The following is a 25,592-nucleotide window of genomic DNA, read 5'->3' as shown; positions in this document are numbered from 1 at the left end:
AGGCGGTGAACTTTACTCGCTTTACTTATTAATTACGAGCCTAAAAAAAACAGGTGTATCAGACAGATTGCAGGCGGGCGGGGTCGATATGGAACAGCGTGGAGAAGTTTTCCGTCGTCACGCGGGCCAGTTCATCAATGCTGACGCCCTTCAGTACGGCCATATACTCAGCCACATCTCTCGTCATAGCGGGCTGGTTCTCTTTACCGCGATGCGGTACCGGTGCGAGATACGGAGAGTCGGTCTCCACCAGAATGCGATCGAGCGGAACATAACGTGCAGCATCACGCAGCTGCTCAGCGTTACGGAACGTCACGATCCCCGAAAACGAGATATAAAACCCCAAATCAAGCAGCTTACCCGCCGTTTCTCTGTCTTCTGTGAAACAGTGTAGTACGCCACCGCAATCCGTCACGTTTTCTTCCCGGAGGATCGCCAGGGTATCCGCACGCGCGTCGCGGGTGTGGACGATAACCGGCTTGTTCAGCTCCCGGCCAATGCGAATATGGTTGCGGAAGGACTCCTGCTGACGCGGTTTGGTTTCCGGCGTGTAAAAATAGTCCAGCCCGGTTTCCCCCATCGCCACCACGCCCTCTTCTGCTGCCAGTTGGCGCAGATCCTCAACGTCGTACGCCTCGTCCTGATTCAGCGGATGCACGCCGCAGGAGAACACCACGTTATCGCGAACGCCCACCAGCTCACGCATGGAGCGGTAGCCCGGCAGCGTGGTTGCCACCGCAAGACAGAATTTCACATCGCGGGCAGCAGCTTTTGCCAGCACGTCATCCACGTTTTTATGCAGGGATTGATAATCCAGGCCATCAAGATGGCAGTGTGAGTCGACTAAAAACATAATGTCTCTCTCAGAGATGGGAAACAGGCGGTGTGACGCCGGGTTGCAGGTAATGTTCGATACGCAGTAACTGGTCGGTCAGTAAAAGCTCGCGATTAAGGCCCGTCACGGTTAAAAGCTGTTCTCGGCTCTGGCAAATTTCATGAAGCATCGCATGAAGAATCGTCCCTGAGAGGCGGTTCGCCAGCGTATTCACCAGCGACCACGCATCCGGGTTGGTCAGAAGCGTTGCCCCTTGCTGAGTTTTGAGTGCATCCAGCAGCAACGAGGCCAGCCAGTGCAGACGCTCAACGACCCGATCGCTGTTAAGCGCAGGCAATACGCTTAGCCAGTCGTGATTATTCAGCGCCGTTTCAACAGCCCGGCAGAGCGTTTCTCGCTCTGACCAGACGTCAGGCTGCAGTAATGCCAGCGCCGCCGCAGGCGCGCCGCTGCTCAGGCGCAAGGCGGTCAGCGCGCTCTCAGGTGACGTTGTCACCTCACGCTCAAGCCAGCTCAGCGCCCACGATTCCTGGGGCACCGCCAGGTGATGAAGACGACAACGGCTGCGCAGCGTCGCCAGTAATCGTCCCGGGTCACGACACGAGAGGAAAAACCACGTTTTAACCGGCGGCTCTTCCAGGGTTTTCAGCAGGGCGTTAGCCGCCGCCTCGGTAAGCTGTGTGGCGTCTTTGAGCCAGACCACTTTAGCGCCGCCCAGTCGCGCGTGCTCGTACAATTTTTCACTGACTTCCCGCACGGCATCAATACCGAGCGCGCTTTTGCCCTTCTCAGGCTCGAGGGTGTAGTAGTCAGGATGCGTGCCCGCCTGCATCAGCTGACAGCCACGGCATTTACCACAGCTCTTGTGCCCTTCCGGCTGCTGACACATCAGAAAACGGGTGATGGCATAAATCAACGCATCATCACCCATCCCTGGCAATGCCTGAATCAGTAACGCATGATGCCCCCGACCCGCCTGATAGCTGCCGATCAGCTGTTCAAAGTGTGGGCGCAACCATGGATACCATTTCATGCCTGCTGCTCCTGCACCCACTGCGTAATGGTATGCTGAATGTCACGCGTGACGTCGTCCAGGGACTGCGTCGCATCGATGGTACAAATTGAGCTGTCCTGTGCGGCAAGTTCAAGATAGCGCGCACGGGTGCGGTTAAAGAAATCAAACGACTCTTGTTCAATGCGGTCCAGCTCGCCGCGCGCGCGGGCACGCTTGAGGCCCACTTCCGGGGTCACATCCAGATAGAGCGTCAGGTCGGGGCGAAAATCCCCCAGTACGGCATTACGCAGCGTGGCCAGCATGGTCTGGTCGATACCACGTCCTCCGCCCTGATACGCCTGAGTCGACAGATCGTGACGGTCACCGATCACCCACTTGCCGCCGGCCAGGGCAGGTTTGATAACCGTCTCAACCAGCTGAACGCGCGCCGCGTAGAACATCAGCACTTCGGCTTTGTCAGTGATAACTTCGTCACCGACGGATTTAATATCCAGCACCAGGCTGCGCAGCTTTTCAGCCAGCTGCGTGCCGCCCGGCTCGCGGGTAAATACCATGTCCGCCACGCCCAGCGCTTTTAGCGTATCCACCACCACGTTGCGGGCGGTAGTTTTACCAGCCCCTTCGAGTCCCTCAATGACAATGTATTTACTGCGCATTTTTTTCCTTAAGTGCCTTCAGATAGTCCTGAACAGAGCGATTGTGGCTGGCAAGGTTGGTGTTAAAGGTGTGTCCCCCTTTTCCATCAGCCACAAAATAGAGATACGGTGTTTTTGCCGGATGCGCAGCGGCTTTAAGCGACGCTTCGCTCGGCGTGGCAATCGGACCTGGCGGTAATCCGCTAATCACGTAGGTATTATACGCCGTTGGCGTCTCCAGATCTTTTCTTGAGATCTTGCCGGTATAGCTCTCGCCCATGCCGTAGATAACGGTAGGGTCGGTTTGCAGACGCATGCCGATGCGCAGACGGTTGATAAATACCGATGCCACCCGATCGCGCTCGGCGGCAACGGCGGTCTCTTTCTCGATAATTGAGGCCATGGTGACAAACTGGTTTTGATCTTTATACGGCAGCCCGTCCATTCGCCCTTCCCAGGCGGCATCCACGGCGGCGACCATTTTTTTGTGCGCCCGCTTAAGAATCGCCACATCGGTCGTGCCTGCGGTATACATCCAGGTATCCGGCCAGAACCAGCCTTCCACCCACTCAGGATGCTCAAACTTGAGCACGTCGGCCACCGTCTGATAGCTGTCATCCTTCAGGGTATGCTTAATATACGGGGCATCGCGCAGCTGTTTGAGGTAATCGCTCAGGCGCATCCCTTCCACAAATCGCAGGGGGAACTGGGCTTCCTTGCCGCTTTCCAGCAGCTGCAGCATCTCTCTGACGGTCATTCCCGGCGTAAAGCGATAGGTACCGGCTTTGAAATGTGACAGCTCAGGCTCCACGCGCAATAACCACTGGAATACCCGTGGACGATTGATAATCTTGTCGCCATAGAGCTGTTCCCCAAGCGCCTGGCGGCCGGTTCCCGCTTTCAGGGTAAAGATCGTTTCGTCTTTAACCAGGATCTTGCTGTCAGCCAGCTGGCGAACTTTCCATACGCCAGCTCCGCCAGCGACGCCCAGCGCAACGATGAGGATAAGGACAAAGCGCAACATTTTTTTCATGACTATCTGGTTTGCTCACATATCGGGGCTAAAAACTGAAACAGCTCGCGCGAAGACCAGCGTTGTTGGCCATACGCACGGACGGGTACAACAGGCATCAGCGCATTGCAGATGATGACTTCATCGGCAGTCTGTAGCGCGGCTTCTCCTGCGCTAACTTCGACAACGCGAAAGCCAGAGCGTGCCAGCTGTTGCAGACAAAACTGACGCATTAACCCGTTTACGCCAGCGTGTTCCAGCGACGGAGTGAACACCTCTCCCCCCTGCCGCCAGAGTAAATTAGCCGCACAGCATTCCGTAATGAACCCTTCGCTGTCAAGAACCAGCGCCTCATCGGCGTCCGTCTGTTCAAGATGAGTACGAATGAGCACCTGCTCGAGGCGATTGAGATGCTTAAGCCCGGCCAGCATCGGGTTCCGTCCCAGTCGAACTGGGCTCAGCGTCAGCGTGACGCCGTCTTCTCGCCAGCGAGAATAATGCGCAGGATAAGCAGAAACGGAGAGAATACGCGTTGGGTTGATACACGATGCGGCGCTGTAACCCCGGCCACCACTGCCGCGACTGATGATGACTTTGAGTACGCCGGTGTCCTTCCCGGTTGCCAGCAGGCACATTTCCTGGCGCAGTGTGTCCCAGTGCGTAAAGGGGATCATTAACTTTTCACAGCCATGCTGCAGACGTCGAATGTGCGCCTCCAGCAGGCAGACATCGCCATCCAGAATGCGCGCCGTTGTAAAGCAACCATCACCGAACTGTATCGCCCTGTCGCTGGCAGGCAGCGTGTCCTGCTCAAGGCCATTGATTAAAAACATGGTGGCTCCTTATGCGTGGGCATTTAGTCTGGCAGGATGTCATGCAGCCGACAAGAAGATTAGGCTTAATAAAAAAGGCCCGGCAAGCGGACCTTTTTAAAAGCTATCGGGACGTCAGGGTCAGATCTTTTTGAAGATCAGAGAACCGTTGGTACCGCCGAAGCCGAAGGAGTTACACAGGGTGTACTCCATACCGCTAACCTGGCGCGCTTCGTGAGGAACGAAGTCCAGATCGCAACCTTCATCCGGGTTATCCAGGTTGATGGTTGGCGGAACAGCCTGATCGCGCAGCGCAAGGATGGAGTAGATTGACTCTACTGCACCCGCCGCACCCAGCAGGTGACCGGTCATGGACTTCGTGGAGCTCACCATTACGCGGCTGGCAGATTCGCCGAAGATAGACTTAACCGCCTGAGCTTCCGCTTTATCGCCTGCTGGCGTAGAGGTGCCGTGCGCGTTCACGTAGCCAATTTGTGCTGGGGTAATACCCGCATCACGGATCGCGTTTTCCATCGCCAACGCAGCACCCGCGCCGTTCTCAGGAGGAGACGTCATGTGGTAAGCATCGCTGCTCATGCCGAAACCAACGATTTCAGCATAAATTTTCGCACCGCGTTTTTTCGCGTGTTCGTACTCTTCCAGTACGATCATGCCCGCCCCGTCGCCCAGCACGAAGCCGTCACGGTCTTTATCCCACGGACGGCTCGCCGCCTGCGGGTTATCATTACGGGTAGACAGCGCACGCGCCGCACCGAAACCGCCAACACCCAGCGGGGTACTGGCTTTTTCAGCACCGCCCGCAACCATAGCATCTGCATCGCCGTACGCAATAATGCGCGCGGCCTGGCCGATGTTATGTACGCCAGACGTACAAGCGGTGGCGATAGAAATGCTTGGCCCACGCAGGCCAAACATGATGGTCAGGTGACCTGCCACCATGTTAACAATCGTGGACGGAACGAAGAACGGGCTGATCTTACGCGGGCCGCCATTCATCAGAGATGTATGGTTTTCCTCGATCAGGCCAAGACCGCCAATCCCGGAGCCGATAGCGGCGCCGATACGGGTTGCGTTCTCTTCCGTAATCACAAGGCCAGAATCCTGCATGGCCTGAACGCCAGCGACAATTCCATATTGAATGAAGGCATCCATCTTGCGCTGTTCTTTGCGCGAGATGATCTCTTCACAGTTAAAATCCTTTACTAAGCCAGCAAATTTCGTTGCATAGGCGCTAGTATCGAAATGGTCGATTAGGCTGATGCCGCTCTGACCGGCAAGGAGAGCTTTCCAGGTGGACTCTACGGTATTGCCGACAGGAGACAACATGCCAAGTCCGGTCACAACTACACGACGCTTAGACACGTTTGTCCTCCAGGGAGGGATAAAAAAAGAGATTCGTGGGACTAAAAAAGATAAAACTCAGGCGGTCGAATGACCGCCTGGAGATGTTCACTTACGCCTGGTGACCGTTGATGTAATCAATGGCAGCCTGAACGGTGGTGATCTTCTCAGCTTCTTCGTCCGGAATCTCAGTATCAAACTCTTCTTCCAGAGCCATTACCAGCTCAACGGTGTCAAGAGAATCTGCGCCCAGGTCTTCAACGAAGGAAGCGGAGTTCACAACTTCTTCCTGCTTAACGCCCAGCTGTTCGCCGATAATTTTCTTAACGCGTTCTTCGATAGTGCTCATACTCTTAAATTTCCTATCAAAACTCGCTTTCGCGATGGTTTTCGTAGTGTATAAAATGTTGAAAAATTTGCAACTAAATCCCGGCAGTTCGTACCACGATTTTACGTTATTTTGAGGCCATTCGCCCTAATAACGCAAATATTTTTCATCGTGGTTAAACCATATACATCCCGCCGTTGACGTGGAGGGTCTCACCAGTGATGTAACCCGCTTCGTCAGAGGCTAAAAATGCAACCGCACTGGCGATTTCTTTAGGGTCGCCAAGACGACCCGCCGGAACTGCCGCCAGCGTACCCGCACGCTGCTCATCAGTCAGCGCACGCGTCATGTCCGTTTCAATAAAGCCCGGAGCAACAACGTTTACCGTAATACCGCGGGACGCAACTTCACGCGCCAGCGACTTACTGAAACCAATCAGACCTGCTTTCGCCGCAGCGTAGTTAGCCTGACCAGCATTTCCCATGGTACCAACCACAGAACCGACAGTGATAATACGACCATGACGCTTTTTCATCATAGCGCGCATTACCGCTTTTGACAGACGGAATACAGATGACAGGTTGGTTTCGATGATATCGTTCCACTCGTCGTCTTTCATTCGCATTAACAGGTTATCGCGAGTGATCCCGGCATTGTTTACCAGAATATCCACTTCGCCAAACTCTGCGCGAATATTTTCCAGAACAGATTCGATAGATGCAGGTTCAGTCACATTCAGTACCAGACCTTTACCGTTTGCACCCAGATACTCGCTGATGGCCTGAGCGCCATTCTCGCTGGTTGCTGTTCCAATCACCTTCGCGCCGCGCGCAACCAGTGTTTCAGCAATTGCACGCCCGATACCGCGGCTTGCGCCAGTGACCAGGGCGATTTTTCCTTCAAAACTCATGGTATTCCTCTTTTATTGCGAGAGTGCCGCTGACATCGCTTCCGGCTCGTTAATCGCCGAGGCTGTCAGGGTGTCAACAATACGTTTTGTCAGACCGGTGAGGACTTTCCCTGGGCCGACTTCATACAGATGCTCAACGCCCTGAGAGGCCATAAACTCAACGGTTTTGGTCCACTGTACCGGGCTGTAGAGCTGGCGAACCAGTGCATCACGGATAGCTTCCGGCGTGGTTTCGCATTTCACATCGACGTTGTTCACAACGGAAATCGTCGGTGCGTTAAACGTAATTTTTTCCAGCTCAACCGCCAGCTTCTCGGCGGCAGGCTTCATCAGCGCACAGTGAGACGGCACGCTGACCGGCAGCGGCAGCGCACGTTTAGCACCCGCAGCTTTACAGGCCGCACCTGCACGTTCAACCGCTTCTTTATGGCCGGCAATAACCACCTGGCCCGGCGAGTTGAAGTTAACCGGAGAGACCACCTGGCCTTCAGCAGATTCTTCACATGCTTTTGCAATTGCAGCGTCATCCAGACCGATGATGGCAGACATACCGCCCGTGCCTTCCGGCACCGCTTCCTGCATGAATTTGCCGCGCAGTTCCACCAGACGTACCGCGTCAGCAAACGCGATCACACCGGCACACACCAGCGCAGAGTATTCGCCCAGGCTGTGACCCGCGAGCAGCGCGGGGGCTTTACCGCCCTGCTGCTGCCAGACACGCCACAGCGAAACGGACGCGGTCAGCAGCGCGGGCTGGGTCTGCCAGGTTTTGTTCAGCTCTTCGGCCGGCCCCTGCTGGGTCAGCGCCCATAAATCATAACCCAGTGCATCAGAAGCTTCACGGAAAGTCTCTTCAATGACCGGATAGGTTGCTGCCATTTCAGACAACATCCCAACGGTTTGAGAGCCCTGGCCCGGGAACACAAAAGCAAATTGCGTCATTTTTTATTCCTTATCCTAGAAACGAACCAGCGCGGAACCCCAGGTGAACCCGCCACCGAAGGCTTCAAGCAAGACCAGCTGGCCCCGTTTGATTCGTCCATCGCGTACCGCTTCATCAAATGCGCACGGTACCGACGCCGCAGAGGTGTTGCCATGACGATCCAGCGTCACCACAACGTTATCCATCGACATGCCCAGCTTTTTCGCGGTCGCGCTGATGATACGCAGGTTCGCCTGATGCGGCACCAGCCAGTCGAGCGCGGAGCGTTCAAGGTTATTCGCTTCCAGCGTTTCATCAACGATGTGCGCAAGCTCAGTCACCGCCACCTTGAACACCTCGTTCCCTGCCATCGTCAGGTAAATCGAGTTGTCCGGATTAACGCGATCGGCGTTAGGCAGGGTCAACAGTTCGCCGTAGCTGCCATCAGCATGCAGATGCGTCGAGATGATACCCGGCTCTTCGGACTGCCCCAGCAGCACCGCGCCCGCACCATCACCAAAAATAATGATCGTTCCACGATCGGTAGGATCGCAGGTGCGCGCCAGCACGTCAGCACCGATCACCAGCGCATATTTAACGGCACCGGATTTCACGTACTGATCGGCAACGCTCAGCGCATAGGTGAAACCTGCGCACGCGGCAGCGACGTCAAACGCCGGACAGCCTTTAATGCCGAGCATATTTTGCACCTGGCACGCCGCGCTTGGGAAAGCGTGCGTGGCAGACGTCGTGGCGACCACAATCAAACCAATCTGTTCTTTATCAATGCCCGCCATTTCGATAGCACGCTGTGCGGCTTCGTAACCCATGGTCGACACGGTTTCGTCTGGCGCGGCAATACGACGTTCACGGATACCTGTGCGCGTGACAATCCACTCGTCAGACGTATCTACCATTTTTTCCAGATCGGCGTTGGTACGCACCTGTTTTGGCAGGTAGCTGCCGGTACCTAAAATCTTCGTATACATGTACGCTCAGTCACTTTTAGCTAATACAGATTCCAGGCGAGCGGCAATCCGCTGAGGGACTTGTCGCTGCACCGCCTGCACTGCCTGTTCAATCGCGACAGCAAATGCTCGCTGATTGGCGGCGCCATGACTCTTAATCACGATGCCGCGCAATCCTAACAGACAGGCGCCATTATACTGGTCGGGGTTGAGGTGACTGAATCGCCGCGTCAGGCTCTTTTGTAACCAACGCTTCAATAAAATCAGCCACCAGGCGCTTTTTTTGCCTTCTCCCTGAGATTTCAGCAGAGAAAGAAACATGCGCACGACCCCTTCCATGGTCTTCAACGTTACGTTTCCGGTGAAGCCATCGCACACCAGAACATCCGTTTTCCCCGTCAACAACTCATTGGCTTCGAGATAACCAATATAGTTGATGGAGGGAACCTGTTTGAGCAATTCAGCCGCTTCGCGAATGCTGTCCAGGCCTTTGGTCTCTTCTTCACCAATGTTCAGTAACGCAACACGGGGAGTGTTGATCCCGACGACTTCTTCTGCCAGCACCGATCCCATCACGGCAAACTGAGCCAGCATAGTACTATCACAGTCGACGTTAGCGCCCAAATCGAGCACCACCGTCTTGCCCTTCTGCTGATGCGGTAACACCGTCACCAGCGCCGGACGCTCAATACCTTCAATAGGTTTGAGCAGTAATTTCGACAGCCCCATCAGCGCGCCGGTATTCCCCGCGCTGACGCAAGCCTGAGCTCGCCCTTCTTTCACCAGCTCCAGCGCTACCCGCATAGAGCTGCCACGACTATTGCGAATAGCCTGCGAAGGTCGGGCATCACTGGCAATAACTGACTGCGCAGGAATAATCTGCAGACGCGAACGTTGTTCAAAGTCAGCTTTTGCGAGTAATGGCGTGATTGCGTCGGGATTGCCGACTAAAAGAAGTGTGAGTTGCGAATTAGAATTCAGTGCCTGCAATGCTGCAGGCACTGTCACGGAAGGGCCAAAATCTCCCCCCATGACATCTAACGCCAGGGTTAGACGTGTCAAGGTATCGTCGCAGCCTGGTTCGGTAAATTCCCCGTTTGCACGGGGAAATCCTCACTAAGCCTAATCACGCTTGCGCGTGATTACTTAGTGATAACCTTGCGGCCGCGGTAGAAACCGTCAGCGGTGATGTGGTGACGCAGGTGTTTCTCACCAGAAGTCTTGTCTACAGACAGGCTGGTAACTGCAGTCAGCGCGTCATGGGAACGACGCATGCCACGTTTGGAACGGGTTGGTTTATTCTGTTGTACGGCCATGGACCTTACTCCTCAATTACTTACGCTTTAAGCTGGCTAATACGGCAAATGGGTTTGGTTTTTGCGCTTCATCAGGCAGTTCCCCAAAGACCATGTCCGCCTCGGACACTTCACAGTGTTCAGAATCATGCACCGGAACCACTGGCAAGGTGAGGATGATTTCATCTTCAACCAGAGCCAGAAGATCGATTTCACCGAATTCGTTAACCTCAATCGGCTCATACGCTTCCGGGAGTGCTTCAGCCTGTTCGTCAGAACGAACCGGACTGAAACAATACGTTGTGTGAACATGCTGTACAAACGGTTTCCCGCAACGCTGACACTCGAGCGTTACCGTCACCTTTGCATCACCGGTTAAAACGGCGAGACGCTGGTTGTCGATAGCGAACGACATGGAGCATTCTACATCACTGTCCACACTGACTACGGATTCGGCAATACGCTCAGCCTGATCGGAAGTATAGATACCTTCGTAATCGAGGCGTTTTTGAGCCGTACGAACCGGATCAAGAGTCAGGGGTAATTTTACCTTTTGCATAGGGCGCGCATATTAACTTTGTAACGTCATAGAGTCAAAGAAAAAGGCAACCAGAGCTGCCTTTTGCCAATTATTCGCACACATTGCGGCCTGTAGTTTAAAATGGCTGGCATCGATACGCTATATCTGGTGATAAAAATATGCCAAATCTCGTCCTTGCTTCCACGTCTCCCTACCGCCGAATGCTGCTGGAAAAGCTCGGGATCCCGTTTGAATGCGCCGCGCCAGAGGTTGATGAGACGCCACAGCCGGGCGAGTCACCGCGTCATCTGGTAACGCGTCTTGCTAAAGAGAAAGCGCAGTCGCTGGCCGCACGCTATCCTTCGCATTTGATTATAGGCTCCGATCAGGTTTGCGTGCTGGACGGCGAAATCACCGGCAAGCCCCATACGGAGGAGAACGCCTGCCAGCAGCTTCTGCGCGCGCGAGGCACTATCGTGACCTTTTATACGGGCCTGGCGCTCTATAACTCCGCCACCGGTCATCTGCAAACGGAGTGTGAACCGTTCGACGTACACTTCCGCCATCTCAGCGAGCAAGAGATTGTGGATTATGTGCGTCGGGAACGTCCGCTGAACTGTGCGGGGAGCTTTAAAAGTGAAGGATTGGGGATTGCGCTGTTCGACAAGCTGGACGGTCGCGATCCCAACACGCTGGTGGGGTTACCGCTGATTGCCTTGTGTCAGATGTTAAGACGAGAAGAGTGTAATCCGTTGACGGTGTGACCTTCGCCGGGTGGCGCTGCGCTTACATGGGCCTACTACACTGCGGCCTGCTGCCCTCCCCCCGGCCCTCTTCCACAGGGAGAGGGAGCAAACATTAAAAACGGCAACATTCGTTGCCGTTTTGCGTTTACCTTAGCCGCGCAGAACCTTAAGACAGCGTTTCAACTGCTCGTCCAGCGGCGCTTCAATACGGATGACTTCCCCCGTATTCGGATGGGTAAACTTCAGCGCTGCCGCATGCAGGAACAGACGCGACAGTCCCGTCCCCGCCAGCTGCTTATCAAACTCGCGGTCGCCATAGCGGTCATCAAAGGCGATGGGGTGCCCTGCAAACTGCGTATGCACGCGGATCTGGTGGGTACGACCGGTCACCGGACTGCAGCGCACCAGCGTGGCAAACTCATAGCGCTCTTCAACCTTAAAGCGCGTCTCAGACGGTTTCCCTTCCTGGCTCACGCGGACAATGCGTTCACCGCTTTGCAGAATGTTCTTCAGCAGCGGCGCCTGCACCACTTTTACATGGGACTGCCACTGGCCGCGCACCAGCGCCAGATAGTCTTTCTGCATCCCTTTTTCACGCAGCTGTTCATGCAGCGAACGCAGCGCGGAACGCTTTTTCGCCACCAGCAGTACGCCTGAAGTGTCACGGTCAAGACGGTGCACCAGCTCAAGGAAGCGCGCTTCCGGACGCAGGGCACGCAGCCCTTCAATCACGCCGAAGCTCAGACCGCTACCGCCATGGACTGCCGTTCCTGACGGTTTATTGAGCACCAGAATGTGGTCATCTTCGTAAAGGATGACATCGCTCAGGGCAGCCACTTTCTGCAGCTTTGGTGAAACGGTCTCTTCTTCACGCTCTGCCACGCGCACCGGCGGAATACGCACTTCGTCACCGGCTTCGAGTTTGTACTCGGGCTTCACACGTTTTTTGTTAACCCGCACCTCGCCCTTACGCAGGATGCGATAAATCATACTCTTTGGCACACCTTTCAGCTGGGTGCGCAAAAAGTTATCGATACGTTGCCCCGCGTCATCTTCGGCGATGGCAACCATTTTTACGGCTGGAGTCTCTGTTTTCATGGGTGGCGATTCTAAATATCGTCAGCCATTAGCGCCACTCATTTTTCTATGCTTATATTTACTTTTATCCGGCCTGCTCCCCGTTTCGCGCAACCGATTTGGTGGTTATTAAACCAATCGCCATTCTGAAGTGAAGAAACTGTGAGTAACCGGGTGATAATTGGTAAAAGTCATCTTGCTATAACCCGGCGAGCAGTGGAATAATGAGGCTGTTTTCCGTGTTAAATCCTGGTTAAGTAAGGATGTTGACGGAATGACCAATTTTGTCTGACCGATCATCCACGCAGCAATGGCGTAAGACGTATTGATCTTTCAGGCAGTTAGCGGGCTGCGGGTTGCAGTACTTCCCGGTATAAGGATTGTTCTCTGGAGAGTTCTACCCAGGCAATTCCCCTGATAATTGCGCTGTGTTTCCGTATGAAATACAGGCAACCGACACTCTGCGCCTCTTAAGCGAGCGACAACCGTGAGGTTGGCGACGTGAACAGACACGAGGCCATCGGTTCATACCCCGGAAAGCGTCACCTTGCCCGCAGCTTTGTCGTCAATGTAAGAATAACGAGTAAGTTACGATGAAAAGAATGTTAATCAACGCAACTCAGCAAGAAGAGTTGCGTGTCGCCCTTGTGGATGGGCAGCGCCTGTACGATCTGGATATCGAAAGTCCTGGACACGAACAGAAAAAAGCGAACATTTACAAAGGTAAAATCACCCGCATTGAACCAAGCCTTGAAGCTGCATTTGTCGATTACGGTGCTGAGCGTCATGGTTTCCTCCCTCTGAAAGAAATCGCCCGCGAATATTTCCCTGCAAACTACAACGCCCATGGCCGACCAAACATCAAAGATGTTCTGCGTGAAGGTCAGGAAGTTATCGTTCAGATTGATAAAGAAGAGCGTGGCAACAAAGGTGCCGCACTGACCACCTTTATCAGCCTGGCAGGGAGCTATCTGGTTCTGATGCCTAACAACCCGCGTGCGGGTGGCATCTCTCGCCGTATCGAAGGTGATGACCGTACCGAGCTGAAAGAAGCGCTGGCAAGCCTCGAACTGCCTGATGGCATGGGTCTTATCGTGCGTACCGCGGGCGTGGGCAAATCAGCCGAAGCGCTGCAATGGGACCTGAGCTTCCGTCTGAAGCACTGGGAAGCCATCCAGAAAGCAGCGGAAAGCCGCCCTGCTCCGTTCCTGATCCACCAGGAAAGCAACGTGATCGTCCGTGCCTTCCGTGACTATCTGCGTCAGGACATCGGTGAGATTCTGATCGATAACCCGAAAGTGCTTGAGCTGGCGCGCCAGCACATCGCCGCGCTGGGTCGTCCGGATTTCACCAGCAAAATTAAACTGTACACCGGTGAAATCCCGCTGTTCAGCCACTATCAGATCGAATCCCAGATTGAATCCGCCTTCCAGCGTGAAGTGCGTCTGCCGTCCGGCGGTTCTATCGTTATCGATACCACTGAAGCGCTGACCGCTATCGACATCAACTCCGCGCGTGCAACTCGCGGCGGCGATATCGAAGAGACCGCCTTCAACACCAATCTTGAAGCCGCTGATGAAATCGCCCGCCAGCTCCGCCTGCGCGACCTGGGTGGTCTGATTGTTATCGACTTCATCGACATGACCCCTGTTCGCCACCAGCGTGCGGTAGAAAACCGTCTGCGTGAAGCGGTCCGTCAGGACAGGGCGCGTATCCAGATTAGCCATATCTCACGCTTTGGCCTGCTGGAGATGTCCCGTCAGCGCCTGAGCCCGTCGCTGGGTGAGTCCAGCCATCACGTTTGCCCGCGCTGCTCCGGCACCGGTACCGTGCGTGATAACGAATCGCTGTCCCTCTCTATTCTGCGTCTGATTGAAGAAGAAGCGCTGAAAGAGAATACCAAAGAGGTGCACGCGATTGTTCCTGTGCCAATTGCCTCCTACCTGCTGAACGAAAAACGAGCTGCGGTAAGTGCTATTGAAGCGCGTCAGGGTGGCGTTCGCTGCATCATCGTGCCAAACGACCAGATGGAAACTCCGCACTATCACGTGCTGCGTGTCCGTAAAGGTGAAGAGACGTCCACGCTCAGCTACCTGCTGCCGAAGCTACACGAAGAAGAGATGGCCCTGCCTTCCGATGAAGAGCCAGCCGAGCGCAAACTGCCTGAGCAGCCTGCGTTAGCGACCTTTATCATGCCAGAAGCCCCACCGGAGGCGGCCCTGGAAAAACCTGTGGCTAAACCTGAAGCGCAGAAACCAGCAGCAGCGAAAGCCCAGCCGGCGCAGCCGGGTCTGCTGAGCCGCTTCTTTGGCGCGCTGAAGAAGATGTTTGCTGAAGAAGAAGCTCAGCCAGAACAGCCGAAGGAAGAGCCAAAAGCGGCCAAGCCTGAACGCCAGCAGGACCGCCGTAAGCGTCAGAACAACCGCCGCGATCGTAACGACCGTAGCGATCGTAATGACCGCAGCGAGCGTCGTGACAACCGCGACAACCGTTCTGAAAATAACGAAGGTCGTGAGCAACGCGAAGACAACCGTCGCAACCGTCGCGAGAAACAGCAGCAGAATGTTGAAGATCGTGAAATTCGCCAGCAGGCGGGCGATGAGTCTGAGAAGAGCAAACAGCGTGACGACCAGCAGCCGCGCCGTGAACGCAACCGTCGTCGTAACGACGAGAAGCGTCAGGCACAGCAGGAAGTCAAAAACCTGAACCGCGAAGAGCCTGTTGAACAGCAGGACGGCGAGCAGGAAGAACGTACTCAGGTTATGCCGCGCCGTAAGCAGCGCCAGCTTGCTCAGAAAGTCCGCTTCGCCTCCGAAGCAACCGAAGAGTCAGCCGTTGTCGCAGTTGAAACCCGCGAGAACGCAACCGGCACTCAGCTGGCGAAAGTTGATCTGCCTGCGGTCGTTGAAAACAACGTAGAGCAGGATGAAAACGGTGAAAACCGTGATAACGCCGGAATGCCGCGCCGTTCACGCCGTTCCCCACGTCATCTGCGCGTCAGCGGCCAGCGCCGTCGTCGCTATCGTGACGAGCGTTACCCAACTCAGTCGCCAATGCCGCTGACCATTGCCTGTGCTTCGCCAGAAATGGCTTCCGGCAAAGTCTGGATCCGCTACCCGGTAGCGCGTCCGGAGCAGGTTGTTGAAGAACAGCCTGTAACCGAAGAGGTGATTGCACCTGCGGCAGCGGTAGAAGACGTTGTGACTGAAGCGGCAACCGTGGTTGAACCTCAGGTTGTTGAAACGGAAGCACCTCAGGCAGTTGAAGTCGAAACCACTCATCCGGAAGTAATTGCCGCGCCGGTTGATGCCGCACCGCAGCTTATTGCTGAAGAAGATGTCGTGGTGGCTGAGGAAGTTGCTGAAGAGGCTGAACCTGTAGCAGCAGTGGAAGACACCGCTGAAGCCACCGTCGAAACCACCACTGAAGAAGTCGTTCAGGACGTTGAGATTGAGGTTGAACCGGTTGTTGAAGAACCGAAAGCGCCTGAAGTGAAACCTGAACCGGTTGTCTCTGCGCCAGCCGCTGCCCACGTGGCGACAGCACCGATGACCCGCGCTCCGGCGCCGGATTACGTGCCAGAAGCTCCGCGTCACAGTGACTGGGTACGCCCGGCGTTCAGCTTCGATGGTAAAGGCGCTGCTGGCGGCCACAGTGCAACGCATCAGGCGACTGCACCGGCAACGCGTCCGCAGTCTGTCGAATAACGACGCTGAAAGTAAAAAGCCGACCTTAGGGTCGGCTTTTTTTATGGCTGCTGCACAGGCCTTCTCATCCCGGAGACCTCCGGCATGACCTGCCGCATCAGCTCCAGAAAACGCCGCAAGCGTGCCGGATAATAACGGGACCAGGGGTAAACCAGATGCACCGGCAGCGCCGCTGGCTGCCACTCCGGGAGCAAATGCACCAGCCGCCCTTCCCGAATATCATCCTGTACCGTCCAACTGGATACCACCGCCACACCGAGACCGGTGAGCACCGTATTGCGTGCGACATACAGGCTGTCGGTGCTGAGGCGTGGCGTAATAGCAATCCGCGCGGTGGTGGGCGAGGCATCATGAAATAGCTCCACGTGGCGCTGGTAGAAAGAGCTGATCGCTATCCAGGGAAACTGCTGCAAATCCTCCGGCGTGGTAACCGCTGGAAAACGGGCCAGCAGTGCCGGAGAGGCGACTACCGAGCGCGGCACTTCCGCCAGCAGCACGGATACGGTCGCCGGATCGACCTCCACGCCCACCCGAATAGCGCAGTCAAGGTTGTCGCCGAGGAAGTCCGCTGACCGATCGTTGAGCATCCACTCAATCGAAAGCTGCGGATAGCGTTGCAAAAATTCGGTTACGGGTTTCAGAAGCTGATCCTGACCAAACGCGTGGGGTGCCCGCACCCGCAGCACGCCTACGGGCTCATCTTCCGTCTGCCCCACCTCATCTTCCAGCGCCAGCCAGCTGTCAATCACCCGACGAGCGTGCTGGTAGCAGCGTTCGCCATCATCCGTCAGCCGCGTCGTGTGGGTGGTGCGCAATATCAGGCGCACGCCCAGCATGGTCTCCAGCGACTGTAGCCGTCTACTCACCGTGGCCTGGGTGGTGGCCAGCTGCCGTGCCGCCGCAGAGAGGGAACCCGCTTCCACTATCCGGACAAACGTCCGCATTAGCTCCACCCTGTCTATACGCTCAGCTCTTTTCATTGCAATTTCACTTATACGTTAAACGTATAAGCGTTTTACCACCGGGCCCGCTACCGTCGCAAGGCGTACTGATAAAAAATAGCCGCACACGACGAATGAGGAACAACTTATGAACACAACAACGACTCCCCATGCTGTAAGCCGCTGGGTGATTTTTATGCTGGCTCTGGGGGCCGGTTTCAGCGTGGCATCAATCTATTACGCGCAGCCCCTGCTGCCGCTGATGGGTGCCGATCTGCATCTGAGCATTGAAGGTATGGGTCTGGTCCCAACGTTAACTCAGGCAGGCTATGCGCTCGGTATCCTGTTCCTGCTTCCCCTGGGCGATCGCCACGACCGCAGGACGTTAATTCTGATTAAAAGCGCAGCGCTGGCGCTGTTTCTTCTCGGCTGTAGCCTGACCGGGCAGATCCATTCTCTGCTGCTGGCAAGCCTGCTCATCGGCATGGCCGCCACCATGGCACAGGATATCGTCCCTGCTGCGGCGATTCTTGCACCAGAAGGTAAACAGGGGAAAACCGTGGGCACGGTAATGACCGGGCTGCTGATGGGTATCTTATTATCAAGAACCGTGAGCGGCGTAGTGGGCGAAGCGTTTGGCTGGCGCGTCATGTACCAGCTGGCGGCGGCGAGCATTGCGTTCATCGGGGTGATGATGTGGTTTGTGCTTCCCCGTTTTGCCATTCACTCCACGCTGAGCTATCCCGCACTGATGCGTTCAATGGAACATCTGTGGCGTCGTTATCCGGCGCTGCGCCGCGCGGCGCTGGCTCAGGGTTTTCTGTCGATTGCCTTCAGCGCCTTCTGGTCAACGCTCGCGGTCATGCTGCTGGAACGCTATCACCTTGGCAGTGCCGTAGCGGGTGGGTTTGGTATTGCGGGTGCCGCCGGTGCATTAGCCGCCCCGCTGGCGGGGGGTCTGGCGGACAAACTGGGCGCAGGAAAAGTCACGCAGCTTGGTGCCGTCCTTGTGACCGTCTCATTCGCCCTGATGTTCCTGATGCCCGCGCTGAGCGTTCATGGACAGCTGATGCTGATCGCCGTCTCTGCCGTCGGGTTCGACCTGGGTCTGCAGTCCAGCCTGGTCGCTCACCAGAACCTGGTCTACAGCCTTGAACCGCAGGCGCGCGGTCGTCTCAATGCCCTGCTCTTTACGGTGGTCTTTATCGGGATGGCGCTGGGCTCCGCGTTAGGCAGCAATATCTACTCGCTGGCTGGCTGGACGGGCGTGGTCGCGCTGGCCACCGTCTGTGGCGTCATTGCGCTGGTCATCCGTCTGATAGAAAGCGCGCGTGTCGCCTCCGTACCGGCAGAAGCCGCATAAAAAAAATGCCCAATCCAGACGGATTGGGCAGTAAAACATGCCCAGTTTCAAGACATGTTCCAAGAGGTCAAGATGTTATTTGTTCAGCTGGAACAGAGACATGCCCTGCATATCGCTAAACGCTTTATAAGACGCCTGCAAGGCCGCCTGCTGCATGGTGTAAGAGGAAATCGCTTCGTTCCAGTCGACATCCACCAGATCACTCATCTGCTTAGTCTGACCCAAGGCACGGTCATCTCCCAGCGTATCGAGTTTTTCCAGTTCGTTCATCTTGGTTCCCACATCCGCAACGACCGTCAGGACGTTGTTCTGGGCGTTTTTGATGCCGATCTGCGCATTGGCAATCACCTGGTTTTGCGCCGTTGCGGCAGCCGGATCGTTCTCAATCGGTGTCTTCAGGGACGCAATGGCAGAATCCAGGATTTTGAACATGTTGGTCTGGCCATATCCACCGCCCGGCAGCTGTTCCGCATTACTGGTAATGCTTTCGAAAATTTGCTGTCCGGTATGGCTAATGGTCATATTTCGCGCCGTATCAACCTGCTGAGAGATGGCCTCTGCGCCGCCGTTATAATCCCCGGTCACGGCATCAAACGGTGCGCTCTCGGTTTTGTATCCCGCGAAGATAAAGCGACCATTGCCATCCGTCGTGTTGGCCAGGTTCATCAGCTGATCGCGGATCCCCTGGATATCGGTCGCCAGAGAAAGACGGTCGTCATCGCTTAATGTGCCGTTCGACGCGTAAACTAACTTCTCGCGCACGCTTGAGATTGCGGTGTTCACCTGGGTTAACACGTTATCTTCCAGCGAGACCTTCTGCGTTGCAAAGGTACGCGCGAGTGCAAACTGGCTGTTTTGCGACTGAGATTGCGACAGAACGATGGCCTGCGACGCGGCGATAGGATCGTCCGAAGGACGGTTAACGCGCTTACCGGTGGACATTTGCTCACCGTAGCTCAGCCATCTGCTCTGGGAATCAGTGATCCCGCGCATGTTCTGCTCATACATCATCTGGGTGCTAATACGCATTATTCACCTCAACCTTAACGAATGTTGATAATTGCATCGAAGAGCGTACTGGCAGTCTGAAGAACCTGGGCGTTCGCCAGGTAATACTGCTGATAACGCTGCAAATTGCCATACTCTTCGTCGAGGTTTACCCCAGAGATGGTCTGCTGCTGCTTGATTAACTGCGTTTCCACATTGGCTTTCGTCTGGCTGCTCACCTTCAGTGACGCCGTGGTGCTACCGACAGTACTGACGAGAGAGGCATACGCATCGTTGAAGGTTTTATTTCCACCCACCACTTTGCCGTTTTGCAGATCGAGCAGTTTCTGACCGTTACGGTTGTCACTTTCACCGCCGTTCTGTACCGACGCCATCGCCAGTTTGGACTCGTCGCTGATCGCCAGATCCATGTTCATGATGACGTTGGAAACCGGCTTCACGGTGAAACTGTCTTTGGTATTTGCCGTACCGCTCACGTTGACGTTAAGGCCATCAAACGACAGATTACCGCTGGCATCCGGGCTCATCGTAAAGCTGGTTTTGTCTGATGTGCGGGTGACCGTCCAGTCAGTGCCGTTAAACTGCAGCTTATAGTCAGTCGCCTGGACCTGTTTGCTGTCCGCCACAGAGGCCGTAACAACCGCCGATCCGCCGTTCTTGCTGTTGGACAGCACCGCAGGAGAACCAAAGTTGAACAGCTTACCGCCCGCATCACCGTTTGCATCAAAACCGGCTTCATGCTGCGTGTTCATCGCATCGGCAAAGGCCAGCGCCATCTGGTTCAGAGTGTTACGCGCTTTATCCAGATCTTCATTACGGAAGGTCAGTAAACCGCCTAAAGAACCGGTGGTGATAAATTTCTCGGGGATCTCAATATTACCCGCCACGTCATCGACGTAGGCGATGGTCGTACGCGCCGGATCGGCGCTGGACTTCACGGCAGCCAGCTGGCTGGCTTTGCTGCCCTGCACCAGGCTGTAACCATTGCCGAGAGAGATATTAAACGTGCCGCTATCCTGTACGGAGACTTCCACGCCCACGATTTTGTTCAGTTCAGTCACGAGCTGATCGCGCTGGTCGAGCAGGTCGTTTGGCGAAGCACCCGCACCGACGCCGGTCAGACGAGAAATCTGATCGTTCAGGTTCGCAATCTGCGTCGCGTAGTTGTTGATCTGAGACACGCTGCTTGAGATGGCGGTATTGACCTGCGTATCCTGGTCACGAAGATACTGATCGTTGGTTTTGAACTGATTGACCAGACCACCCGCTTTACCCAGCACCGTCTGACGTGCAGCCGGGTCTTCCGCGTTGCTCACCAGGGTTTGCAGGCTTTTGAAGAAGTCCTGCAGCGTGGTGGAGAGCGAGTTGGTGGTATCGGAGAGCACATCGTCAATTTTTGACATCTGCTGATAGCGCGTCGTCAGACCGCTGCTCTGCGTCTGCGCGGCGCGCAGCTGGTTGGTGATGAAGGCGTCATACTCACGCTGGACACCGGAGACATAGACCCCGTTACCCACCCAGCCACCGCCGGTCAGCGTGCTGTTAGATGCGCCCAGCACCGTGGTCTGGCGGGTGTAACCTGCCACGTTATAGCTTGAAATATTATTACTGACGGTATTGAGTGCCGACTGCGCAGCACTGAGGCCACTCATGGCGCTGTTAATCAAACTGGACATGGGGGTTCCTTTTATACGTTCAGACACGAGTCCTGATGAAGGTTATCGGCAACCTCCACCGGGACTTGAGAACTTTCAGAACAGATTTTCGATATCTGTGCTATAGGCTTTGCTGACCTTCTCGCCCATGGATTTCAGCTGCTGGATCATGCTGGTGAGCTTACGTGCATAGTTCGGGTCAGTCGCGTAGCCCGCGTTTTGCAGCGCCTGAGCACCCTGCTCCGCCGTCGCCGCCTGCGTAACGGCGGTATAGCGCGGATTTCGGCTCAGCAGGCCAACATAATCGGACAAGGCTTCCAGATAAGAGCTGTAGACGCGGAATTTGGCTTTGACCTTCACCGCCGCACCGTTCTCGTATTCGGTGGTCGTGATCTCCGTTGTCGGCCCCTTCCAGCTGGAGGTGGCCTTCACGCCGAAGATGTTGAAGCTCGGCTCGCCGTTTTCCTTGCGGATTTGACGCTGACCCCAGCCCGACTCCAGCGCGGCCTGCGCCAGAATCAGGTGATGCGGCACGCCGCTCTGTTCGCTGGCAAGGCGCGCAGGCAGAGAAAGCTGCGCCAGGAAGTCTTTGCTGTCACCGGAGAGCGGCTCATCGCCGCTGCTCGTGGCTTTTGGCATCGCTTTACGCACCAGTTGCGTCAGGGCCTGGTTCTGATAGCTGGTCACCGTTTCCAGGTCGAACTTCATCGGCACCTGCTGCGGCTGCTCCTGAGGCTGAATACCCTGCGCGGCTTCGGTCTGTTTGACAATCATGTCAGCCAGACCGAGGCCTTTACCCGCAGTCATCTGCTGCGCAATCTGCTGGTCATACATGCTGGTGTAGAGACGCGTTGAATCACTGCTGAACATCCCGTCTTTCGGCAGGGTTTCACGCATGCTTTTCAGCATCATCTGTACAAACATCCCTTCTACCTGGCGGGCAACCGGGCGGATGTTCGCCGCCGGGTCTTTACCTGCTTTGGTTTTCAGTTCGTTGAGCGACTGGGCGTCCCAGGCTGCACTGGTCAACAGTTTGCTATCGGTCAGCATTAGATGATTTCCAGTTTGGCGCGCAGACAGCCCGCGCTTTGCATCGATTGCAGGATGGACATCAGATCCATCGGCGTTGCCCCCAGGGCATTCAGGGCACGCACCACGCTGTTCAGGTTGGCGCTGGAGCGAACGCTTTGCAGTGACCCGCCGCTCTGACGCATATCAATCTGCGTTTGCGGCGTCACCACCGTCTGACCGCCACCAAATGGCGTATTCGGCTGGCTCACGTTCGCGGAGCGGTTTACCGTCACGGAGAGGTTCCCCTGCGCCACGGCGCAGCTGTCGAGCGACACTTCCCGGTTCATGACCACCGAGCCGGTACGGGAGTTGATGATCACCTTCGCATCCTGGACCGGAACGTTCACTTCCATATTCTGGATGTCTGCCAGCATGCGCACCTGGTTGCTGCTGCCGGTGGAGGTACGGATCTGTACGGTGCGCGCATCGAGTGCCGTTGCGTTACCGTAGCCGCGGCTGCGGTTGATGGTATCGGCAATCTGCTGCGCCATCGTGAAGTCTTCATTATTGAGCTGCAGGTTGATGGTGTTGCCCGCGCCAAACTGAGTCGGCAGTTCACGCTCAATGATCGCCCCGTTGGTGATACGTCCGCCGTTCAGCTGGTTCACCTGCACGCTGCTTCCGCCTGCGGATGCACCCGCACCGCCGACCAGAATGTTCCCCTGCGCCAGCGCATAGACCTGGCTGTCGACGCCTTTCAGCGGGGTCATCAGCAGCGTACCGCCGCGCAGGCTTTTGGCGTTACCCATTGAGGAGACCACCACGTCAATGGTTTGTCCCTGGCGCGCAAACGCCGGGTAGGACGCGGTGACCATTACTGCCGCCACGTTTTTCAGCTGCATGTTGGTTCCCGCCGGCACGGTAATGCCGAGCTGGGAAAGCATGTTGTTCAGGCTTTGGGTGGTGAACGGCGTCTGGGTCGTCTGGTCACCGGTACCATCCAGACCCACCACCAGACCGTAGCCGATCAGGGAGTTTTCACGTACGCCCTGAACGCTGGTGAGGTCGCGAATACGGTCAGCCTGGGCAAACGTTGCCACCAGCGCAAGCGCCACGGCGAAGATCGATTTAAACATGGGTCACCTCGCTTACATCGGCGATAAATTAAGGAAGAAGCGCTGCAGCCAACCCATATTTTGCGCTTCATTGATATAGCCGTTACCGACGTACTCAATGCGCGCATCCGCCACCTGGGTGGACGGAACGGTGTTGGTGCCGCTGATGGTGCGAGGGTTAACCACGCCCGAGAAGCGAATGAATTCAGTGCCCTGGTTGATGGCGATCTGTTTTTCACCCACAACGTGTAAGTTGCCGTTAACCAGTACCTGGTCAACCGTGACCGTCAGCGTACCGCTGAAGGTATTGCTGGCGTTCGCGCCGCCTTTGCCGTTAAAGGTGTTGCCGCCGGACGCGTTCACATCAGCACGCGCGTTGCCGAACAGCCCTACGAGATAGCGTGGCACGGTATCGAAGCCAAAATTGGTTTTGCCATCGCGGCTGGCATTCGCCGACGAGCTCTTGCTCGCGCTGACGTTTTCCTGCAGCACAATGGTCAATGTATCGCCGACGTTACGCGGGCGGCGATCTTCAAACAGCGGTTGATAGCCGTAATTAATCGGCTGCGCGGTCTGGAAAATGGAGCCGTTTACCACTGGCGCAGGGCCAGGAACGGGCTGGGCAGTCGTCGCACCCTGGACCAATGGTTTGGACGGGATCAAAGCACACCCGCTGAGGGTGACAGCCAGAACAGTCAGTATCGGATAACGAAACGCCGCGTTTTTTTGCATTGCCTTCATCTTCGAAAACAGGGAGCCGGCGCGGCGTTTACCGCACCGGGCTACACCTTAGAGTTGCGTCAGTTTCTGCAGCATCTGGTCGGTCGTCGACACTGCTTTACTGTTAATTTCATACGCGCGCTGAACCTGGATCATATTCACCAGCTCTTCCGCCACGTTCACGTTGGAGGTTTCAACATAGCCCTGGTACAGCAGGCCCGCACCGTTCAGGCCCGGGGTGCTCTCATTTGGCGTACCGGAGGATTGCGTTTCGGTGTAGAGGTTCTCACCAATGCTTTCCAGACCGGTATCGTTCATGAAGGTGGTCAGGTTGAGCTGCCCAACCTGAACCGGCGCGGCCTGTCCCTGCTGGGTCACGCTGACCACACCGTCACGCCCGATGGTGATGCTCAGGGCGTTGGCCGGGATGGTGATCGCAGGCTGGACCTGGAAACCGCCCGCCGTCACCAGCTGGCCGTTCTGATCGACCTGGAACGAACCGTCGCGGGTATAAGCAGAGGTACCGTCAGGCAGCTGCACCTGGAAGAAGCCCTGCCCTTTGATTGCCACGTCTTTACTGTTGTTGGTCTGAGACAGGTTGCCCTGACTGTGCAGACGCTCGGTGGCCACCGGGCGAACACCGGTACCGATCTGCAGGCCCGAAGGCAGAGTCGTCTGTTCAGAAGACTGCGCCCCCGGCTGGCGGATGGTTTGATAAAGCAAATCTTCGAAAACGGCGCGCTGACGCTTGAAACCATTGGTGCTCACGTTTGCCAGGTTGTTGGCAATCACGTCCATATTGGTTTGCTGGGCGTCCAGGCCTGTTTTCGCGATCCATAAAGAACTGATCATAAGGAGTCCTGTTAACTCATAGCCAGAAGTTGGTTAGCCTTGCCCGCGTTTTCATCCACGCTGCTGATGATCTTCATCTGCATTTCAAAACGGCGGGCGCTGGCGATCATGTCGGTCATGGCTTCGACCGGCTTGACGTTACTGCCTTCCAGAACGCCGGACATCACGCGGATGCTCGGATCGGCCTGTAACGTGGCACCACGCGTCGCCTGCGCCGCCTGGGTCAGACGGAACATGCCGTCATCGCCACGCTGCACCTCTTTGCCTTCCGCCTTAACCAGCTTCAGACGTCCGACGGGCGCAACGGTGTTGGCCGGGTCACCTGGGTTCAGCGCCGAAATGGTGCCGTCCGCGGCGATAGTCAGCTCAGAGCCTTCCGGCACGGTCAGCGGACCCGCTTCCCCCATCACCGGATGCCCCTGAATCGTCAGCTGGCCCGTCGCGCTCACCTGGATGTTCCCGTTACGGGTATAGCCTTCGCTGCCGTCGGCCGTTTGCACCGCCAGCCAGCCGTCCTGCTGCAGGGCAACATCCAGCGGGCGTGAGGTATAGTCCATCTGCCCAGGCGTCATATCTGCGCCAGGGGTCGATGCCGTCACCAGCGTACGGGTTGGCAGAGAAAGCCCTTCTACCGGCACCGCGCGCAGCGCATTAAGCTGCGCGCGAAAGCCCGGCGTTGAGGCATTTGCCAGGTTGCTGGCAGTAACGGCCTGCTGATTGAGCGTCTGGCTTGCCGCGCCCATCGCGGTATATATTGCGTGATCCATTGCGCTTTCCTGTTAG

25 protein-coding genes are annotated in these 25,592 nt (G+C 56.1%); 3 read left to right on the top strand and 22 right to left on the bottom strand.

Translation table 11 applies throughout. From position 1 onward, the window contains the following. Window positions 1–58: 58 nt before the first annotated feature. The 13 genes from ACMGG5_RS14820 to yceD all read right to left on the bottom strand — a co-directional run bounded on the left by ACMGG5_RS14820 (window position 59) and on the right by yceD (window position 10,653). A complete protein-coding gene (locus ACMGG5_RS14820) occupies window positions 59–853 on the bottom strand; it encodes a metal-dependent hydrolase (RefSeq protein WP_032650858.1) in 795 nt (264 codons plus the stop codon). A gap of 10 nt (window positions 854–863) precedes the next feature. Beyond that, entirely contained in the window at window positions 864–1,868 is a 1,005-nt protein-coding gene (gene holB / locus ACMGG5_RS14815) for a DNA polymerase III subunit delta' (RefSeq protein WP_248272240.1), read from the bottom strand. Beyond that, window positions 1,865–2,506: a dTMP kinase gene (tmk, locus tag ACMGG5_RS14810; protein ID WP_024909031.1), complete on the bottom strand. Its 642-nt coding sequence runs from the start codon at window positions 2,504–2,506 to the stop codon at window positions 1,865–1,867. Before tmk ends, holB begins: the two co-directional genes overlap by 4 nt. After that, complete coding sequence (gene yceG / locus ACMGG5_RS14805; protein ID WP_371897749.1) at window positions 2,496–3,518, bottom strand: cell division protein YceG; 1,023 nt, start codon at window positions 3,516–3,518, stop codon at window positions 2,496–2,498. The genes tmk and yceG overlap by 11 nt, the downstream gene beginning before the upstream one ends. A gap of 2 nt (window positions 3,519–3,520) precedes the next feature. After that, window positions 3,521–4,330: an aminodeoxychorismate lyase gene (gene pabC / locus ACMGG5_RS14800; protein WP_157188930.1), complete on the bottom strand. Its 810-nt coding sequence runs from the start codon at window positions 4,328–4,330 to the stop codon at window positions 3,521–3,523. A 120-nt stretch (window positions 4,331–4,450) separates the two neighbouring features. Then, complete coding sequence (gene fabF / locus ACMGG5_RS14795; protein ID WP_024909028.1) at window positions 4,451–5,692, bottom strand: beta-ketoacyl-ACP synthase II; 1,242 nt, start codon at window positions 5,690–5,692, stop codon at window positions 4,451–4,453. Between the two features lie 91 nt (window positions 5,693–5,783). Next, the gene (gene acpP / locus ACMGG5_RS14790; protein ID WP_003857954.1) at window positions 5,784–6,020 is read right to left on the bottom strand and encodes an acyl carrier protein; all 237 of its coding nucleotides are present in this window, start codon (window positions 6,018–6,020) and stop codon (window positions 5,784–5,786) included. 154 nt (window positions 6,021–6,174) lie between these two features. Beyond that, on the bottom strand, window positions 6,175–6,909 hold the full coding sequence (fabG, locus tag ACMGG5_RS14785) for a 3-oxoacyl-ACP reductase FabG (RefSeq protein ID WP_008500795.1): 735 nt from the start codon (window positions 6,907–6,909) through the stop codon (window positions 6,175–6,177). A 12-nt stretch (window positions 6,910–6,921) separates the two neighbouring features. Beyond that, window positions 6,922–7,851 carry an ACP S-malonyltransferase gene (gene fabD / locus ACMGG5_RS14780; protein WP_048990191.1) on the bottom strand — a complete coding sequence of 310 codons (930 nt, stop codon included), beginning with the start codon at window positions 7,849–7,851 and terminating at the stop codon, window positions 6,922–6,924. 15 nt (window positions 7,852–7,866) lie between these two features. After that, window positions 7,867–8,820: a beta-ketoacyl-ACP synthase III gene (locus tag ACMGG5_RS14775; RefSeq protein ID WP_008500797.1), complete on the bottom strand. Its 954-nt coding sequence runs from the start codon at window positions 8,818–8,820 to the stop codon at window positions 7,867–7,869. 6 nt (window positions 8,821–8,826) lie between these two features. Further along, window positions 8,827–9,861, bottom strand: coding sequence for a phosphate acyltransferase PlsX (gene plsX / locus ACMGG5_RS14770; RefSeq protein WP_024909025.1), 1,035 nt, complete (start codon window positions 9,859–9,861; stop codon window positions 8,827–8,829). An 80-nt stretch (window positions 9,862–9,941) separates the two neighbouring features. After that, window positions 9,942–10,115: a 50S ribosomal protein L32 gene (gene rpmF / locus ACMGG5_RS14765; protein WP_003857964.1), complete on the bottom strand. Its 174-nt coding sequence runs from the start codon at window positions 10,113–10,115 to the stop codon at window positions 9,942–9,944. A 16-nt stretch (window positions 10,116–10,131) separates the two neighbouring features. Continuing rightward, entirely contained in the window at window positions 10,132–10,653 is a 522-nt protein-coding gene (yceD, locus tag ACMGG5_RS14760; RefSeq protein WP_014883375.1) for a 23S rRNA accumulation protein YceD, read from the bottom strand. Window positions 10,654–10,793: 140 nt separating this feature from the next. On the opposite strand from yceD, the gene ACMGG5_RS14755 reads away from it, so the two are divergent. After that, window positions 10,794–11,378 carry a Maf family protein gene (locus ACMGG5_RS14755; RefSeq protein WP_024909024.1) on the top strand — a complete coding sequence of 195 codons (585 nt, stop codon included), beginning with the start codon at window positions 10,794–10,796 and terminating at the stop codon, window positions 11,376–11,378. A gap of 132 nt (window positions 11,379–11,510) precedes the next feature. On the opposite strand, the gene rluC is transcribed toward ACMGG5_RS14755, so the two are convergent. After that, on the bottom strand, window positions 11,511–12,458 hold the full coding sequence (gene rluC / locus ACMGG5_RS14750) for a 23S rRNA pseudouridine(955/2504/2580) synthase RluC (protein WP_024909023.1): 948 nt from the start codon (window positions 12,456–12,458) through the stop codon (window positions 11,511–11,513). 572 nt (window positions 12,459–13,030) lie between these two features. Here rluC and rne point away from each other — a divergent pair. Then, window positions 13,031–16,144 (top strand): ribonuclease E, encoded by a 3,114-nt coding sequence (gene rne, locus ACMGG5_RS14745; protein ID WP_420278061.1) that lies wholly within the window; start codon window positions 13,031–13,033, stop codon window positions 16,142–16,144. 41 nt (window positions 16,145–16,185) lie between these two features. On the opposite strand, the gene ACMGG5_RS14740 is transcribed toward rne, so the two are convergent. Continuing rightward, entirely contained in the window at window positions 16,186–17,124 is a 939-nt protein-coding gene (locus ACMGG5_RS14740; RefSeq protein ID WP_420278060.1) for a LysR family transcriptional regulator, read from the bottom strand. Between the two features lie 109 nt (window positions 17,125–17,233). On the opposite strand from ACMGG5_RS14740, the gene ACMGG5_RS14735 reads away from it, so the two are divergent. Beyond that, complete coding sequence (locus ACMGG5_RS14735; protein ID WP_032650847.1) at window positions 17,234–18,448, top strand: MFS transporter; 1,215 nt, start codon at window positions 17,234–17,236, stop codon at window positions 18,446–18,448. Between the two features lie 75 nt (window positions 18,449–18,523). On the opposite strand, the gene flgL is transcribed toward ACMGG5_RS14735, so the two are convergent. The 7 genes from flgL to ACMGG5_RS14700 form a co-directional block, all read right to left on the bottom strand. Further along, a complete protein-coding gene (gene flgL / locus ACMGG5_RS14730) occupies window positions 18,524–19,477 on the bottom strand; it encodes a flagellar hook-associated protein FlgL (RefSeq protein ID WP_024909019.1) in 954 nt (317 codons plus the stop codon). Between the two features lie 14 nt (window positions 19,478–19,491). After that, on the bottom strand, window positions 19,492–21,132 hold the full coding sequence (gene flgK, locus ACMGG5_RS14725) for a flagellar hook-associated protein FlgK (RefSeq protein WP_032650846.1): 1,641 nt from the start codon (window positions 21,130–21,132) through the stop codon (window positions 19,492–19,494). Between the two features lie 75 nt (window positions 21,133–21,207). Beyond that, window positions 21,208–22,161: a flagellar assembly peptidoglycan hydrolase FlgJ gene (gene flgJ, locus ACMGG5_RS14720; protein ID WP_032650844.1), complete on the bottom strand. Its 954-nt coding sequence runs from the start codon at window positions 22,159–22,161 to the stop codon at window positions 21,208–21,210. After that, a complete protein-coding gene (locus tag ACMGG5_RS14715) occupies window positions 22,161–23,258 on the bottom strand; it encodes a flagellar basal body P-ring protein FlgI (RefSeq protein ID WP_029740346.1) in 1,098 nt (365 codons plus the stop codon). The genes flgJ and ACMGG5_RS14715 overlap by 1 nt, the downstream gene beginning before the upstream one ends. Before the next feature lie 12 nt (window positions 23,259–23,270). After that, complete coding sequence (gene flgH, locus ACMGG5_RS14710; protein WP_420278058.1) at window positions 23,271–23,969, bottom strand: flagellar basal body L-ring protein FlgH; 699 nt, start codon at window positions 23,967–23,969, stop codon at window positions 23,271–23,273. 57 nt (window positions 23,970–24,026) lie between these two features. Further along, complete coding sequence (gene flgG, locus ACMGG5_RS14705) at window positions 24,027–24,809, bottom strand: flagellar basal-body rod protein FlgG (protein WP_008500810.1); 783 nt, start codon at window positions 24,807–24,809, stop codon at window positions 24,027–24,029. Between the two features lie 11 nt (window positions 24,810–24,820). Beyond that, the gene (locus tag ACMGG5_RS14700) at window positions 24,821–25,576 is read right to left on the bottom strand and encodes a flagellar basal body rod protein FlgF (RefSeq protein ID WP_008500811.1); all 756 of its coding nucleotides are present in this window, start codon (window positions 25,574–25,576) and stop codon (window positions 24,821–24,823) included. Window positions 25,577–25,592: the final 16 nt, after the last annotated feature.

It is taken from the genome of Enterobacter sp. BNK-34 (genome assembly GCF_048684445.1).
GTDB classification, from domain to species: domain Bacteria; phylum Pseudomonadota; class Gammaproteobacteria; order Enterobacterales; family Enterobacteriaceae; genus Enterobacter; species Enterobacter pseudoroggenkampii.
Note: the sequence above shows the minus strand (reverse complement) of the source record. Positions and strands in the feature narration are given on the sequence as shown.

Coding starts and splice junctions, on each gene's coding strand:
- ACMGG5_RS14820 (WP_032650858.1), bottom strand. CDS start 853: ATGTTTTTAGTCGACTCACACTGCCATCTTGATGGCCTGGATTATCAA.
- holB (WP_248272240.1), bottom strand. CDS start 1,868: ATGAAATGGTATCCATGGTTGCGCCCACACTTTGAACAGCTGATCGGC.
- tmk (WP_024909031.1), bottom strand. CDS start 2,506: ATGCGCAGTAAATACATTGTCATTGAGGGACTCGAAGGGGCTGGTAAA.
- yceG (WP_371897749.1), bottom strand. CDS start 3,518: ATGAAAAAAATGTTGCGCTTTGTCCTTATCCTCATCGTTGCGCTGGGC.
- pabC (WP_157188930.1), bottom strand. CDS start 4,330: ATGTTTTTAATCAATGGCCTTGAGCAGGACACGCTGCCTGCCAGCGAC.
- acpP (WP_003857954.1), bottom strand. CDS start 6,020: ATGAGCACTATCGAAGAACGCGTTAAGAAAATTATCGGCGAACAGCTG.
- fabG (WP_008500795.1), bottom strand. CDS start 6,909: ATGAGTTTTGAAGGAAAAATCGCCCTGGTCACTGGCGCAAGCCGCGGT.
- fabD (WP_048990191.1), bottom strand. CDS start 7,851: ATGACGCAATTTGCTTTTGTGTTCCCGGGCCAGGGCTCTCAAACCGTT.
- ACMGG5_RS14775 (WP_008500797.1), bottom strand. CDS start 8,820: ATGTATACGAAGATTTTAGGTACCGGCAGCTACCTGCCAAAACAGGTG.
- rpmF (WP_003857964.1), bottom strand. CDS start 10,115: ATGGCCGTACAACAGAATAAACCAACCCGTTCCAAACGTGGCATGCGT.
- yceD (WP_014883375.1), bottom strand. CDS start 10,653: ATGCAAAAGGTAAAATTACCCCTGACTCTTGATCCGGTTCGTACGGCT.
- ACMGG5_RS14755 (WP_024909024.1), top strand. CDS start 10,794: ATGCCAAATCTCGTCCTTGCTTCCACGTCTCCCTACCGCCGAATGCTG.
- rluC (WP_024909023.1), bottom strand. CDS start 12,458: ATGAAAACAGAGACTCCAGCCGTAAAAATGGTTGCCATCGCCGAAGAT.
- rne (WP_420278061.1), top strand. CDS start 13,031: ATGAAAAGAATGTTAATCAACGCAACTCAGCAAGAAGAGTTGCGTGTC.
- ACMGG5_RS14740 (WP_420278060.1), bottom strand. CDS start 17,124: ATGAAAAGAGCTGAGCGTATAGACAGGGTGGAGCTAATGCGGACGTTT.
- ACMGG5_RS14735 (WP_032650847.1), top strand. CDS start 17,234: ATGAACACAACAACGACTCCCCATGCTGTAAGCCGCTGGGTGATTTTT.
- flgL (WP_024909019.1), bottom strand. CDS start 19,477: ATGCGTATTAGCACCCAGATGATGTATGAGCAGAACATGCGCGGGATC.
- flgK (WP_032650846.1), bottom strand. CDS start 21,132: ATGTCCAGTTTGATTAACAGCGCCATGAGTGGCCTCAGTGCTGCGCAG.
- flgJ (WP_032650844.1), bottom strand. CDS start 22,161: ATGCTGACCGATAGCAAACTGTTGACCAGTGCAGCCTGGGACGCCCAG.
- ACMGG5_RS14715 (WP_029740346.1), bottom strand. CDS start 23,258: ATGTTTAAATCGATCTTCGCCGTGGCGCTTGCGCTGGTGGCAACGTTT.
- flgH (WP_420278058.1), bottom strand. CDS start 23,969: ATGCAAAAAAACGCGGCGTTTCGTTATCCGATACTGACTGTTCTGGCT.
- flgG (WP_008500810.1), bottom strand. CDS start 24,809: ATGATCAGTTCTTTATGGATCGCGAAAACAGGCCTGGACGCCCAGCAA.
- ACMGG5_RS14700 (WP_008500811.1), bottom strand. CDS start 25,576: ATGGATCACGCAATATATACCGCGATGGGCGCGGCAAGCCAGACGCTC.